The 13,975-nt window shown below is 68.6% G+C and carries 16 protein-coding genes; 9 read left to right on the top strand and 7 right to left on the bottom strand.

From position 1 onward, the window contains the following. Positions 1-5: 5 nt before the first annotated feature. From HRV97_RS08840 to HRV97_RS08865, 6 genes are all read right to left on the bottom strand, one after another. On the bottom strand, positions 6-1,151 hold the full coding sequence (locus tag HRV97_RS08840; RefSeq protein ID WP_174193906.1) for a hypothetical protein: 1,146 nt from the start codon (positions 1,149-1,151) through the stop codon (positions 6-8). Beyond that, entirely contained in the window at positions 1,148-1,873 is a 726-nt protein-coding gene (locus HRV97_RS08845; RefSeq protein WP_246248632.1) for a phosphocholine cytidylyltransferase family protein, read from the bottom strand. Before HRV97_RS08845 ends, HRV97_RS08840 begins: the two co-directional genes overlap by 4 nt. Beyond that, positions 1,870-2,556: an HAD family hydrolase gene (locus tag HRV97_RS08850; RefSeq protein WP_174193908.1), complete on the bottom strand. Its 687-nt coding sequence runs from the start codon at positions 2,554-2,556 to the stop codon at positions 1,870-1,872. Before HRV97_RS08850 ends, HRV97_RS08845 begins: the two co-directional genes overlap by 4 nt. 244 nt (positions 2,557-2,800) lie before the next feature. After that, on the bottom strand, positions 2,801-3,886 hold the full coding sequence (locus HRV97_RS08855) for a 5-(carboxyamino)imidazole ribonucleotide synthase (protein WP_174193909.1): 1,086 nt from the start codon (positions 3,884-3,886) through the stop codon (positions 2,801-2,803). 24 nt (positions 3,887-3,910) lie between these two features. After that, the gene (gene purE, locus HRV97_RS08860; protein WP_174193910.1) at positions 3,911-4,384 is read right to left on the bottom strand and encodes a 5-(carboxyamino)imidazole ribonucleotide mutase; all 474 of its coding nucleotides are present in this window, start codon (positions 4,382-4,384) and stop codon (positions 3,911-3,913) included. A 51-nt stretch (positions 4,385-4,435) separates the two neighbouring features. After that, the gene (locus tag HRV97_RS08865; protein ID WP_174193911.1) at positions 4,436-5,434 is read right to left on the bottom strand and encodes an LLM class flavin-dependent oxidoreductase; all 999 of its coding nucleotides are present in this window, start codon (positions 5,432-5,434) and stop codon (positions 4,436-4,438) included. Positions 5,435-5,605: 171 nt separating this feature from the next. On the opposite strand from HRV97_RS08865, the gene HRV97_RS08870 reads away from it, so the two are divergent. The 9 genes from HRV97_RS08870 (at position 5,606) to HRV97_RS08910 (ending at position 13,728) form a co-directional block, all read left to right on the top strand. Further along, positions 5,606-6,271: a pyrimidine 5'-nucleotidase gene (locus HRV97_RS08870; RefSeq protein ID WP_174193912.1), complete on the top strand. Its 666-nt coding sequence runs from the start codon at positions 5,606-5,608 to the stop codon at positions 6,269-6,271. Next, positions 6,268-7,107 carry a 2,3,4,5-tetrahydropyridine-2,6-dicarboxylate N-succinyltransferase gene (gene dapD, locus HRV97_RS08875; RefSeq protein ID WP_174193913.1) on the top strand — a complete coding sequence of 280 codons (840 nt, stop codon included), beginning with the start codon at positions 6,268-6,270 and terminating at the stop codon, positions 7,105-7,107. Before HRV97_RS08870 ends, dapD begins: the two co-directional genes overlap by 4 nt. 78 nt (positions 7,108-7,185) lie before the next feature. Beyond that, positions 7,186-8,154, top strand: coding sequence for a class II fructose-bisphosphatase (glpX, locus tag HRV97_RS08880; protein ID WP_174193914.1), 969 nt, complete (start codon positions 7,186-7,188; stop codon positions 8,152-8,154). Positions 8,155-8,984: 830 nt separating this feature from the next. Continuing rightward, the gene (locus tag HRV97_RS08885) at positions 8,985-9,707 is read left to right on the top strand and encodes a CPBP family intramembrane glutamic endopeptidase (RefSeq protein ID WP_174193915.1); all 723 of its coding nucleotides are present in this window, start codon (positions 8,985-8,987) and stop codon (positions 9,705-9,707) included. A gap of 407 nt (positions 9,708-10,114) precedes the next feature. Continuing rightward, a complete protein-coding gene (locus HRV97_RS08890; RefSeq protein WP_174194140.1) occupies positions 10,115-11,314 on the top strand; it encodes a multidrug effflux MFS transporter in 1,200 nt (399 codons plus the stop codon). Positions 11,315-11,406: 92 nt separating this feature from the next. Further along, positions 11,407-11,610 (top strand): hypothetical protein, encoded by a 204-nt coding sequence (locus HRV97_RS08895; protein WP_174193916.1) that lies wholly within the window; start codon positions 11,407-11,409, stop codon positions 11,608-11,610. Between the two features lie 255 nt (positions 11,611-11,865). Then, on the top strand, positions 11,866-12,057 hold the full coding sequence (locus tag HRV97_RS08900) for a hypothetical protein (protein ID WP_174193917.1): 192 nt from the start codon (positions 11,866-11,868) through the stop codon (positions 12,055-12,057). 188 nt (positions 12,058-12,245) lie between these two features. Further along, complete coding sequence (locus HRV97_RS08905; protein WP_174193918.1) at positions 12,246-12,635, top strand: hypothetical protein; 390 nt, start codon at positions 12,246-12,248, stop codon at positions 12,633-12,635. A gap of 103 nt (positions 12,636-12,738) precedes the next feature. Continuing rightward, complete coding sequence (locus HRV97_RS08910; protein WP_174193919.1) at positions 12,739-13,728, top strand: SDR family oxidoreductase; 990 nt, start codon at positions 12,739-12,741, stop codon at positions 13,726-13,728. A gap of 45 nt (positions 13,729-13,773) precedes the next feature. On the opposite strand, the gene HRV97_RS08915 is transcribed toward HRV97_RS08910, so the two are convergent. Then, positions 13,774-13,941: a hypothetical protein gene (locus tag HRV97_RS08915; RefSeq protein WP_174193920.1), complete on the bottom strand. Its 168-nt coding sequence runs from the start codon at positions 13,939-13,941 to the stop codon at positions 13,774-13,776. Positions 13,942-13,975 lie beyond the last annotated feature (34 nt).

Below are 13,975 nucleotides of genomic sequence, written 5' to 3' on the forward strand. Positions count from 1 at the left end.
GGCCTTTAGCGATGGGGTCCGGGGTTGGCGAGGACGCGCAGCACCGCCTCGGCCGCTCGGGCGCCGCCGGCACCGCTCGCGTCGCCGAGCGCTGCGCTGGCGATATCGCGCTGGGTCGTGGCATATTCGGCGTGGCGTGCGGGCGCGCGCGCGAGCGCGGGGAGCAGGTCGGCGAGGTCGTCCACCACCTCGCCCGCGCGCCACATGGCATAGGCGGGATCGTCCGCCCAGGCGCGCGCGTGCGCGTTGAGAAACACGGCGGGGCGCGGGCGGGCGAGGAACTCGATGAGCTGGCTCGACGTGTCGCCGAGGTAGAGGTCGGCCGCCGCGGTGTAGCTGCCATCGACGGTCGCGAAACTGTCGAGATCGACGTGGACGTGCGGCAGGTCCGCGACGCGGGCGAGCGTCTCGCGCAGCTCGGGCGCGCGCTCGATCAGGCGCTGATGCGGGGCGAGGATGACGTTCCAGTCGCGCTGACGTCTAAGCTGGTCGACCACCTGCGGCCCCCAAGCCGGCCAGGACGAGCGGTGCGCCTGCCAGTGCGGGGTGTAGAGCAGCACCGGGCGGTTGTCGGCGAACAGGGCGTCGGGAAACAGGGCGCGCGCGGGCGTGCGCTGGCGGAAGGCGGCCTTGATGTAGCCTGTCGCCTCGATCCGGTCGGGCGCCATGCCGCGCGCGAGATAGGTGGCGCGTTCCTGCTCGCTCGGCACCAGGGTGTAGGTTGCGGCCATCCGCCTTTTGTCGTCGCGCGCGCTCATCGAGCCTACGCCGTGCGAGGTTTTGACGAAGCGCGTGCGCATCCACGGGAAGGCGCGCGGCAGCCACAGGCTGGTCTGTTCGGCGCAGACGACAATGCTGGTGCGCGCGAGCCGGGGCGCTAGGCGGAGCAGCATCGGCAGCTTGGATGGCAGGATCGGGCGCTCGCCGGGTGTGGTGGCGGCGAGGCGACGGAAGCCGGGCGCGCGGCGGAGGCGGACCTGCGGCAGATGCGCGGTCCAGCCGGCGAGCAGCTGCTCGTGGGTCGAGGTCGAAACCCATAAGTCGAGCGGCAGATCGGGGCGCGCGTCGGCGAGCGCTTCGACGATCGGGAAAAGGTGCGGGATCAGCAGCGTTTCGCCGAGGAACAGGAAGGCGATTGGTGCCGCCTTCATCGTGCGCGCGCGTTCCAGCGGTCGACGTCCTCGGGGCGGTCGATCTCGACCCAGCCGCCGCTTTCCTCGACGATCGCGTGGACCGCGCCCTGGGTGGCGAGCGCGGCGACGACGTCGTGGTGATAAGCATTGATGCCGTCCGTGCCGGCGATCACGCGGTCGAGGACGGGGCGGTAACCGCTCTGTGCACCCGCGATCACGACGCCGAGCGAGCGATGCGTTGCCTGGTCGCTCGGCAGCGCTTTCGATACCGCAGTGACGCGCCCGCCCGCGACGCGGACCAGCATGTCGTCGGTATCGGCCTGTGCGATCGGTTCGACCACCAGGCCGACGCCGGCGCGGTCGTACTCGCCGTCGTGCGCCAGTGCGCGCGCGAGAATGGGGCCGGTCAGCGTGGTGTCGCCGTTCAGCAAACAAAAGGCGTCGTCGAGCATGTCGCCCGCCGCCCAGACGCTGCCAATACTGCTCGACACCGCCCAGAACGGATTGAAGCGCAGCGTGACCGCGAGCGGCGGGCGGTGCGTGGCGAGGTGCGCGCCGACCTGATCGTGGCGATAGCCCGCGACGACGATCGCCTCGCGCACCCCCGCCTCGGCCAGCGCGTCGAGCTGATGGTCGAGGATCGCGCGCCCGCCGACGGGCACGAGGCATTTCGGCATCAGATCGGTCAGCGGCAGCAGTCGTGAGCCGCGGCCGGCGCTGAGGATGATGGCGCGCATCATTGCATCCAGTCGAGGATCGGCCAGCCGTTCGCGTGCGCCAGCGCGCGCAGGCGGCGGTCGGGGTGGACCGCGAAACCTTCGTCGGCGACGGCGAGGCAGGGGGCGTCGGTGGCGTGGTCGCTGTAGAAGCGGACGTGCTGGCGCTCGCGCGGTTCGCCACGATGCCCAAGCCAGGCGGTGACCGCGGCGAGCTTGGCCGCGCCGTAGACGTTGGCGCCCGACAGGCGGTAGCCGACCCGGCCGTCGGGCGCGGACGACGCCTCGGTTGCGATCACGTCGGCGATGCCGAGCCGGCGCGCGATCGCCGTGGCGTAGAAGCGGTGCGCGGCGGTGGCGAGCACGACACGGTAGCCCGCTGCGCGATCGGCGGCGATCCGAGCACGTGCACCGGCGCGGACGTTGCCGCTCAATTGTTGGTCGGCAAAGGCATCGGCGATCCGCGAAAGATCACCCGCGTGCACCGCGCCGCCGATCAGCAGGCGGTGCATCACCTCCTTCAGCCGATCGCGGTTCATCACCCCTACCTTGTGCGCGACGGCGGCGAGTGCGGCGGCGGGGACGAGCGCCAGCCGCCACGGCGCGCGCGCCTTTGCCGCGTAGAGCAGGAACGCGGACCAAGTCGGCAGGCGCGTGATCGTCCGGTCGAGATCGTAGAACGCGTAGCGGGTCGTCGCGGGGATCATGGGCGCGCACCTTGGCCGCGAAGCTGGGCAGCAGCAAGGCAGCGGCGTGACGGACCCGGTGCCTGGTGCGGAAGACGACGCGGTGGCGTGAGGCATCGGGATCGGGATCGTCGAAGGGATGAGCGGTATGTCAGGCCGATAAGCCGGTGTCGGGTGCACGACGACGTGAATAGTCGGTCCGGCCACGCGCACCGTGCGACCACGAGGTACTGGCGCGGCGCGGCCACCGAGCGCGATCCCGCGCTCAGCGCTCCAGCCGGGTGACGTGCCCCATCTTGCGCCCCGGCCTTGCCTCGCGCTTGCCGTAGAGGTGCAGGTGGGTACGCGGCGCCGCGACCAGCTCGCTCCAGCGTTGCCATTCGTCGCCGATCAGATTTTCCATCACGATTGCGGGTGCGGTGAGCGCGGTGTCGCCGAGCGGCAGGCCGCAGATCGCGCGGACGTGGTTGGCGAATTGCGAGGTTTCCGCGCCCTCGATCGTCCAATGGCCCGAATTGTGGACGCGCGGCGCCATTTCGTTGAAGACGGGGCCGTCGGCACCGGCGAAATATTCGCAGGTGAGCACGCCCACGTGACCCAGCGCGTCGGCGATGCGGCCGGTCAACGCCGCCGCCTCGGTCCATTGCTGCGCGATCTCGGCTGGCGCAGGGACCGCCGAGCGGTGGAGGATCGCGTCGCGGTGCTCGTTCCACGGCGGCGGGTAGCTGGTGATCGTGCCGTCGATGCCGCGCACCAGCAGGATCGAGAATTCGTGGGTGAAGGTGACGAACGCTTCGAGGATCGCGGGGCCGCCGATCGCCTCCCACGCGGCGTCGGCCTCGGCGGCGTCGTTGATCCGCGTCTGGCCTTTTCCGTCATAGCCGAAGCGCGTCGTCTTGAGCACCGCGGGCGTGCCGATGCGCGCGAGTGCGGCGTCGAGTTCCTCGCGCGAATTGACCGCCTGCCAGCGCGCGGGGCGGCCGCCGACCTCCTCCACGAAGCGCTTCTCGCGCACGCGGTCCTGCGCGACCGCGAGGCTTTTGGGGGGCGGATAGACGGGCACGCGCTCGGCCAGCCACTCGACGGGGGCGACCGCGATATTCTCGAACTCGTAGGTGACGACGTCGCACTGCGCGGCGAAATCGGCGAGCACGACCTTGTTGTGATAATCGGCGCGCGTCAGGCTGGAGGCGGTCTGCGCGGCGACGCTCTCGCGGTCGGGGGCGAGGACGTGGGTGCGGTAGCCGAGCTGCGCGGCGGCAACCGCGATCATGCGCCCCAATTGCCCGCCGCCCAGGATGCCGATGGTGCCGCCGGGGGCAAGCGGACGGTCGAGCTGAGCGAGCGGCATGGTACGTTCCGTTTGCGGAAAGGGTCAGGGAGCTTCGGCGACGCCCGCGGTCTGTGCCGCGCGCCACGCCTGGAGGCGGAGCGACAGCGCGTCGTCGGCGAGTGCGAGGATCGCGGCGGCGAGCAGCGCGGCGTTGATCGCGCCCGCGCGGCCGATCGCGAGCGTGCCGACAGGGATGCCGCCGGGCATCTGCACGATCGACATGAGGCTATCCATGCCCTTCAGCGCCTTTGATTCGACGGGCACGCCGAGCACGGGCAGGTGCGTCATCGACGCCGCCATGCCGGGCAGGTGCGCCGCGCCACCGGCCCCTGCGATGATGACCTTGAGCCCACGGGCCGCGGCGCCGGTCGCGTAATCGTAGAGCCGTTGCGGGGTGCGGTGCGCGGAGACGACGCGAACCTCGTGCGCGATGCCGAGTGCGTCGAGCGTCGCGGCCGCGTGGCTCATCGTGTCCCAGTCGGACGTCGAGCCCATGATGATGCCGACCTGCGTCATGCGGGCGGGCGTAACCGCGCTGGCGCGGGAGGGCAATGCCCTCCCGGTCGGTCAGGCGGCTTGGCGCACCTCCGCCATCGCGTCGGCGGTGAGGGTGAGCGAATGCTTGCGCGCGTGGTGGTCGTAGATCGCGCTGGTCAGCATGACCTCGTCGACTTGCGTGCGCCGGACGAAGGAGGCGATCCCGCGCGCGACCTCGTCGCGGGTGCCGATCGCGGAGCAGGACAGGACGTTGTCGAGCATCGCGGCGTGGGCGGCCGGCAGGCTGGCGCGGTAGTTCGCGACCGGCGGCTTCATCAGTCCCGGGGTGCCGGTGCGCAGTGCGATGAACGATTGCTGCTGCGAGCTGGCGAGGAACTCGGCCTCGTCGTGCGTGTCGGCGGCGAAGACGTTGAACCCGGCCATCGCATAGGGCCGCGCGAGCTGTGCCGACGGGCGGAAATCGCGGCGGTAGATCGCGAGTGCGGCATCGAGCGCGTCGGGGGCGAAGTGCGAGGCAAAGGCGTAGGGGAGCCCCAGGATCGCGGCGAGCTGCGCGCCGAAGGTGCTGGAGCCGAGGATCCACATCTCGGGCTTCGCACCCGCGCCCGGCGTCGCGGAGATGCCGGTGCGGCCGTCGTCGGCGAAATAGCTTTGAAGTTCGACCACATCGTTGGGGAATTGATTGGCGTCGCTGGCGAGGTTGCGGCGCAGCGCATGCGCGACGCGCTGGTCGCTGCCGGGCGCGCGCCCGAGCCCGAGGTCGATGCGGCCGGGGTAGAGCGCGTCGAGCGTGCCGAACTGTTCGGCGATCTGGAGCGGCGCGGAATTGGGCAGCATGATGCCGCCCGCGCCAACGCGGATGTGCTGCGTCGCGCCCGCGACGTGCGCGATCACGACCGCGGTCGCGGCCGAGGCAATCCCCTTCATGCCGTGATGTTCGGCCACCCAGTAGCGATTGAAGCCGAGCGTTTCGGCGTGGCGCGCGAGATCGGCGGCGTTCGCCAGCGACTGCGACACGGTGCCGCCTTCGACGACGGGAACGAGATCGAGGAGCGAATATAGGGTCATGAGACAGAGATGGGGTCGCCGCCGGTGTCGCGCCAGACAGGTGAGCTTGGTGCGCGCGCAGCCCAGCTTTTCGACGTGCCAGCTTTTCGACGTGCCAGCTTTTCGCCGTGCCAGCTTTTCGAAGGGGCGCGGGCTTCAACGCGGGCACGAAGCGCAGTAGAGCGCGCGGCGATGCCGCCCGAACTATCCCATATCGACACGTGGTTGTTTGATCTCGACAACACGCTCTATCCCGCCTCGGCCAATCTGTTCGCGCTGATCGACCGGCGCATGACCGCGTTCATCGCCGATCTGCTGTCGCTCGATCTCGCCGAGGCGCACCGCGTGCAAAAGGCCTATTTCCTCGGCCACGGCACGACGCTTGCCGGGTTGATGGCGGAGCATGAGGTCGATCCTGCGGCGTTCCTGTCCTACGTCCACGATATCGAAATGGACGTGCTGGAGGCGAACGCGCCGATGGCGGCCGCGCTCGCCAAGCTGCCCGGACGCAAGATCGTCTTCACCAACGGCGACAAGCCTTATGCGCTGAAGGTGCTCGACCGGCTGGGGCTGGGGGAGAGTTTTGAGGCAGTCCACGACATTCACGCGATGGACCTGGTGCCCAAGCCCGCACCCGCGGCCTATGCCGGCATCTGCGCCGCGTTCGGCATCGACCCGACCACCGCGCTGTTCGTCGAGGACATGGCGCGCAACCTGAAACCCGCCAAGGCGATCGGCATGACGACGGTGTGGGTCGACAATGGCAGCGAGCAGGATCACGACGCCGACCGCAGCTATGTCGACATCCGCGTCACCGACGTGACCCAATGGCTCAACCAGATCACGGAGACTTTATGACCGACCTCGCCACCACGATCGACACCGCGTGGGAGAACCGCGCCGAGATCGGTTTGTCGACTACCGGCGAGGTACGCGAGGCGGTGACCGAGGCACTGGCGCAGCTCGACGCCGGCACCGCGCGCGTTGCCGAGCCGGATGACAGCCAGGGAGCGGCGGGCGGCTGGCGCGTCAACCAATGGTTGAAGAAGGCGGTGCTGCTGAGCTTCCGCCTGAACGACAATGCCCTGATCGACAACGGACCGGGTCAGGGCCACTGGTTCGACAAGGTGCCGTCGAAATTCTCGGGTTGGAGCGAGGAGCAGTTCCGCGCCGCGGGTTTCCGCGCCGTGCCGGGCAGCGTGGTCAGGCGCGGCGCCTATGTCGGCCGTGGCGCGATCCTGATGCCGAGCTTCGTCAACATCGGCGCCTATGTCGGCGAGGGGACGATGGTCGACACCTGGGCGACGGTCGGCAGTTGCGCGCAGATCGGCCGGAACGTTCATCTGTCGGGCGGGGTCGGGATCGGCGGCGTGCTCGAGCCGCTGCAGGCCGATCCGGTCATCATCGGCGACGGCGCGTTCATCGGTGCGCGGTCGGAGGTCGCGGAGGGCGTGCGCGTCGGCGAGGGCGCGGTGCTGTCGATGGGAGTGTACCTCGGCAAGTCGACCCGCATCATCGACCGCGCGACCGGCGAGACCTTCTACGGCGAGGTGCCGCCTTACTCGGTGGTGGTCGCGGGGTCGGCGCCGAGCTCCACCGGGCAGGGACCCAACCTATACTGCGCGGTAATCGTCAAGCGCGTCGACGCGCAGACGCGCGAGAAGACCGGGATCAACGAGCTGCTGCGGGATTGAACCTTTGTAGCCGGCGCGGTAAGGCACGTTTAACGCGTTAAACATCGGTGCTGCGGCATCGTCGAGGGGATTTCAGCGATGACGACCACCGCCTCCAAGGTTCTCGACCGTGTGCTCGTGCTCGAAATGGTGCGCGTGACCGAAGCCGCCGCGATTGCCGCGTCGACGCTGAACGGCCGGGGCGACGAGAAGGCGGCCGATGCCGCCGCGGTCGAGGCGATGCGCGCCGCGCTCAACGAGCTCGACATGGACGGCACCGTGGTGATCGGCGAGGGCGAGCGCGACGAGGCGCCGATGCTGTTCATCGGCGAAAAGGTCGGCAGCGGTACCGGCCCGGCGATCGACATCGCGCTCGATCCGCTGGAAGGCACGACGATCTGTGCCAAGTCGGGGCCGAACAGCCTGGCGGTGCTGGCGATCGCGGAAGGCGGCGGGCTGCTCAACGCGCCCGACGTGTACATGGACAAATTGGCGGTCGGCCCCGGCCTGCCCGAGGGCGTGATCGACCTCGATCGTACGCCGACCGAGAACGTTGAGGCGATCGCGGCGGCGAAGGGCGTGGCGCCGAGCGAGATCATCGCCTGCGTGCTCGACCGGCCGCGCCACGAGGCGCTGATCGCCGAGCTGCGCGCCATCGGCTGCGGCATCGTGCTGATCGGCGACGGCGACGTCGCGGGCGTGATCGCGACGACCGATCCCGATACCACGATCGATGTCTACATGGGGTCGGGCGGCGCACCCGAGGGCGTGCTGGCGGCGGCGGCGCTGCGCTGCGTCGGCGGGCAGTTCAAGGGGCGTTTGTTGTTCCGCAACGACGACGAGCGCGCGCGGGCGGCCAAGTGGGGCGTGACCGACCTCAGCCGGCAATATGACCTGACCGACTTGGCAAAAGGCGACTGCATCTTCGCGGCGACCGGCGTGACCGACGGTTCGCTGCTCGCTGGCGTCAAGCGCAAGGGCAAGGTCATGACGACCGAGAGCGTGGTGATGCGCGCGTCGTCGGGCACAGTGCGCTGGGTCAAGGGCGAGCACCGCCTCGATCGTTGATCGCACGCCGCCGCGGGCGCCCGGTCACGTGGTGGGCAGTGGGGCTGCCCGTGCGCCGGGTGGGGGCGTCGCGCTCGGCATGGTCACGACGCTAGTGCGATGTGGCAGGTGAGTGCCCTTGCGTCGTGCTGCGCGTGAGCGTTGCATGTCATAAGCGCCAGCGTGCAGTCGTAATCGGGCTCGCGCCGATCGGCGTGACGTGCCGGGCGGACGCGGCATGTCACAACCACTATGGGGGTTATGTTGACCTCGCGCGCTCGTGGGCGTGCTCGGATATGACGTACCGACACTGTTCGAGTGGCGATGATCGCCCCGAGACGCGCGGCGTTGCCCCTGGGTGCGGGCGTCACGATCAGGCTCGCGCTGACCGGCGTGACGTAGGGAGCAAGCGCGGTCGCCGCACTCGGCCTGTGCGTGACCGATCGTGTTTCCCAATGAGGCATGACCGGGCATCGACGCTGTTCGAGCGCCAATCTCTGATGGCGGGGGTGCGGCGTTGCTGCATTCGCGCGTTAAAGGACGGTGGAAACGCCGCCTGGGCTCTTCCGCACGGCGATGCTGCGGGCGCTGACCGGCGTAGCCTTGGCCAGACCTGTTCGTTGCTTCGCGCGCTCGCTGGGGGGGCGCATCGTGGGGATGTTCAGCGTGAGCTTGCTGTGGCTAGAGCCGGGCATGATCGGCGATGAGATCGTGTTCTTCACGCGCCGCCGAGGGATCGGCCAGCGGCGGGCGGCGCGTGGGGGTGCGGCTCCGTTCGCGAGTCGGTATCGTGCTGGCGCGTTTTCATCGATCGGCTGCGGTCGGCGCGCCTTTGCCTCGCGTCGACGGCGATGACCGAGTCGGTGCAGGCGGCGTTGCTGCTGATGGTGGCGCTTGCGGCGTTCGTTTATTTCGTGCGCGGGGGCGAGGTCGGCTTTCCGCCGCCGCGCTGGCCACAGGGCCGCGCGCGTTACTTCACCCGCGCCGCCGCGCGGATCGCCATTCTGTTCGGTGCCAGTTCGCTGCTGCTGTTGGGGATAGCGGGTCGCTGGTCGGCGCTGTCGACGATGCCAGGCGAGTTCGCCGCGCTGCGGTCGCTGACCGGAACGGTGTCGCTCGCCGGGTCGGCGGGGTGGATGCTGGGTGGTGCGATCGTCGCGGGCGCGCTGATCGGAGGCGGCGCGGCGCGGTTGACGCGGCGACGGTTGCAGATCGGTCGGCTGGGTGCGGTGCTGCCGCGCGCCCGCGCGGAGCTCGGCTGGGGCTTGCTGCTGTCGCTGGTCGCGGCGGTGAGCGAGGAATGGTTCTTCCGCCTGCTCGTGCCGTTGCTGGTGACGCTCGTCTTAGGATCGCCCGTGGTCGGCTTCTCCGCCGCGACGTTGCTGTTCGGCGTGGCGCATCGTTATCAGGGATGGGCGGGGATCGTCGCCACGACGCTGGTGGGTGCGTTATTGGCTTATGCCTATGTCGCGACCGCCAGCCTGTGGGTCGCCATCGCGCTGCACCTGTTCATCGACGTCAATGCGCTGGTGCTGCGTCCGCTGCTGACCGGGCGCATCTCGCTACGGCGGTAAATCGGCCAAGTCGCCCCGCTGCCCGTCGTGACGATGCAGCGGGGCGACCTGCTGTCCGTGGGACGCGGTTGCGCCCCAACATTCGTCTAGCGCAAGAACGTGTACAAATCATGGCGGCGGCGAGACGGCTTCACGTCCGGGCGACACGCGTCGCGGACGGACATGAAGCCTCCCCCGTAGCACCCGAAGCAAAGGGACGCGTCGGGCAGGCCGGCAGCATTGCGCAAGCGAGCCAGCAACACAAGGACACAATCGACGGGCCGACGTTCGTTTAGACTAGTTTGGAGTCGAATTTGAACGCAAACGACGATGGCGCGCGTGAATGGGGCAGCGATACTGACAGCGGTGGCATCGCGCGGCGCATCGGCCTAGAGGCGGGCGCGATGACCGCGCGTTCCGACACCCCGATGCTTCCCGGCGAGTTCGTCGCCTTTATCGCCGCGCTGATGGCGGTGAATGCGCTGGGCGTCGACCTGATGCTGCCCGCGCTCGCCGACATCGGGCGGCAATTGGGCGTGACGACCGCCAATCACCGGCAATGGATCATCACCGCCTACATGCTGGGGTTCGGGGCCGGGCAGCTCGTCTACGGTCCGCTTGCCGATCGGTTCGGGCGACGCCCGATCCTGCTCGTCACGCTGCTGGGCTTCGTGGCGGCCAGCATCTTCGCGGCGAGCTCGCAAACCTTTGCCGCCCTGCTCGGCGCGCGCGTGCTGCAGGGGCTGATGTCCGCCTCGACCCGCGTGCTCGCGGTGGCGATCGTGCGCGACCAGTTCAGTGGACGCCAGATGGCGCGCACGTTGTCGGTGGCGCAGATGATCTTCTTTCTCGTGCCGATCATGGCGCCGACGCTCGGGCAATTGCTGCTCGTGACGCTGGGGCCGTGGCGCTACATCTTCTACGCGCTGGCGTGCTTTGCCGCCTTTGTGCTGGCGTGGTCGTTCATCCGGCTGGGTGAGACGTTGCCGGTCGAGCGGCGACGGGCACTGTCGCTGCACACGCTGGCGCACGCTTATCGCCTGACGCTGACCAATCGCTTCTCGCTCGGCTACGCGGTGGCGGCATCGATGACGTTCGGCGGGATCATCGCGTTCGTCTCCTCGGCGCAGCAGATCTTCGTCGACGAATTCGGTGCGGGTGACCGCTTCACCTATCTGTTCGCGGCCTGCGCCTTCTCGATGGGAATCGCGTCGTTCGCCAACAGCCGGTTGGTCGAGCGGCTGGGCACGCGGTTGATCTCGCAAGCCGCGGTGCTCGCGCTGATCGCGCTGTCGGTGGCGCACATCGCGGTGATCCTGAGCGGGGTCGAGACGCTGTGGAGTTACATGGCGTTCCAGGCGCTCAGCATGACGTGCATCGGGCTGTGCGGATCAAATTTCGGCGCGATGGCGATGGAGCCGGTCGGGCAGATCGCGGGCACGGCGTCGTCGATCCAAGGGTTCATCACCAGCGTCGGCGCGGTGATCGTCGGCTCGCTGATCGGGCAATCGTACAATGGCACGACGCTGCCGCTCGCGATCGGCTATCTCGGGATTGGGCTGGCGGTGCTCACGGTCGTGCTGGTGGTGGAGCAAGGCAAGCTGTTTCACGCCCGCCAGGCTGCCTGACCGGCGTACGATCCGGCGCGGTCACGGTGGCGTGATCGGGAAGCGTGGTTAACCGCGCAACCGTTCGCGGCGGCGTTGGTTGGCCAGGTCCCATGTCATTCGATCTGTTAGATATCGCCAGCCGGCAGTGCGGAGAGGCGCGTGCGCTCGCCTCTTATTACGCGGCCCGTTACGGCGTCGACGCGCCCGCATTGGCGCGGATGGCGCGCGCCGACGTGATCGAACGTGGGCGCGACACACGCGCGGTTCTATACGCCAAGGCCTTGGCAATCCTCTTGCCCGTGCACGCTGGGTGAGCGGCGGCACAATGGTGTTGCAAGGTGCGAATGATTATCATTACGGGGAAACGAACGTTGCTTCGGACGATTGGCCGAAACCCAAGCAACGATGTGATGTCTCCAGTGATTTGTTCTTGATAATAGCTCGCACCATTGTGTGAGAGTGAATCGCAACTGTTGATTTGTCTTGTTTTATGGAACTCACCGCCAGTATCTCGGTTGGTAAGGCAATTCGGACGCGCGACGGTCGTCCAGCTCAACCGGAGAAACACCATGGCCCTCACCACGATCAACGGCGCGGCCTGCGCCAAGTGCAAGTTCTTCGACACCGAGGCGACCAACGAGTCGCTCGGCCTGTGCCGCTACAATCCGCCGATCAGTCAGCCGAGCGGTGACCAAGCCGGCGTGTGGCCGAAGGTCGAGGCGAGCGACTGGTGCGGTCATTTCGAGCCCGTTGCCGCTTAATCATTCGCGACGAACAGCAACGCCGCTCGTGCCTCGCGCGCGGGCGGCGTTGTCGTATCTGCGAGGATCGTACGCTCTGCTCGCTGGTCATCGATGCCCGCCAGGGCTGTCCGCGGCCGGTTGCGTTGACGTGCCCTCTCCGACGTTATAATGAGAACCATTCTCATCGAATACGGCGGATACAACGCATGTACGATCTCATGGACCGCAAGGTAGCGGAACTGCGCACCCCCGACCGGCTGATGCTCGACGCGATGCGTGCCTGGGTGCACACGCTGACGCTGGCGGGCGAGCCGAAGCGCGCAGTGGCGGGGCGCTTCATCGATGGCGGATCGTCGTTCGACGCGGCGATGACCATCCTGGATCGCTTCTCGGGCGAGACGCTGGCGTTCCAGCGGCCGTGCCACCCGCAAGTCGAGGAAACCGAAGCGGTGCTGCTGGGGCTGTGGCGGCTGGTGCTTGACGGACGCGACCGTGATGCGACCGCGACCGCGACACTGCTGGTCGATGGCGAGGCCGCACCCGATCTGGTGCGCATGATGCGGATGATCCCACCGCCGCGCGGCACAATACACTGACAGGGATCGGGTAGGGAGCGAGTGCCAGCCACGCTTCGTTACGGAACTTAACGCAAGATAACGACCTTTCGGCGATGACCTGCATTCCACCGAGAGGCTCGATATGCCCGATACCGATCGCCGTACCTTTGTCACCGGCGCCGCGCTGACCGCGGGCGCGGTCGCAGTTGCCGATGTAGCCAGCGCGCAGGGCGGGGGAGGCGCGGGCGCCGCGACCAGGCCTGCGGCCGCCGCCTACCCCAAGCCGCCTTACCCGGTGCAGCGGCAACCGTGGCCGGGGCTCGCCTCCAAGATGACGCCGCGGCCCGACCACGGCGAGACGAGCTATAAGGGTTCGGGGAAGCTCGCGGGCAAGAAGGCGCTGATCACCGGCGGTGACAGCGGGATCGGGCGCGCGGCGGCGATCGCCTATGCGCGCGAAGGGGCGGATGTCGCAATCAACTATTTGCCGGCCGAGGAGCCCGACGCGCGCGAGGTGATTGCGTTGATCCGCGCGGAGGGACGCCGTGCGGTGGCGATCTCGGGCGACCTGCGTGACGAGCGGTTCTGCCGGCGGTTGATCGAGCAGGCGGCGGCGCAGTTGGGCGGGCTCGATATTCTGGTCAACAACGCCGCGCGGCAGCAGACGCGCGCGACGCTGGCCGACATTTCGAGCCAGGATTTCGACGACACGATGAAGACCAACGTCTACGCGCCCTTCTGGCTGACGCGCGCGGCGCTGGAGCGGATGGGCGCGGGTGCGGTGATCGTCAACACCTCGTCCGAGCAGGCGGCAGACCCGTCGAAGGACATCGTCGATTACGCCATGACGCGCGCGGCGGTGCTGAACTTCACCAAGGGGCTGGCCAAGCAGGTCGCGTCGCGCGGCATCCGCGTCAATGCGGTGGCGCCGGGGCCGTTCTGGACGCCGTTGCAGGTGAGCGGTGGCGCGACGCCCGACAAGCTGCGCACCTTTGGCAGCCAGTCGCCGATCGGTCGCGCAGGGCAGCCGGCAGAGATCGCGGCGCTGTACGTGGCGGCGGCGGACCCGTCGCTCAGCTTCTCGACCGGGCAAATCTTCGGGTCGACCGGCGGCGGCGGTCAGCCGGCGTAAGCGCAGCCGAGTGCGCGGTCGGGCAGACCGGCCGCGCGCGTGGCGTCAGGCGGTGCCGACGCCGGTGGTGCCGACGCCGGTAACTGCGGGCGCATGCGAGATACGCTGCAGCAGCGGGCGGGCGATCAGATAAGCCGGCGCGCCGACGGCAAGTGCGATCTGCACCATCCACGCACTCAATAGTGCGAGGATCAACAGGTTGACGATGATCATGGCGGAAGCCCTCTTGGCGGTGATGCTGGGTACG

The sequence above is a fragment of the Sphingomonas hominis genome, from assembly GCF_013328205.1.
GTDB lineage: Bacteria > Pseudomonadota > Alphaproteobacteria > Sphingomonadales > Sphingomonadaceae > Sphingomonas > Sphingomonas hominis.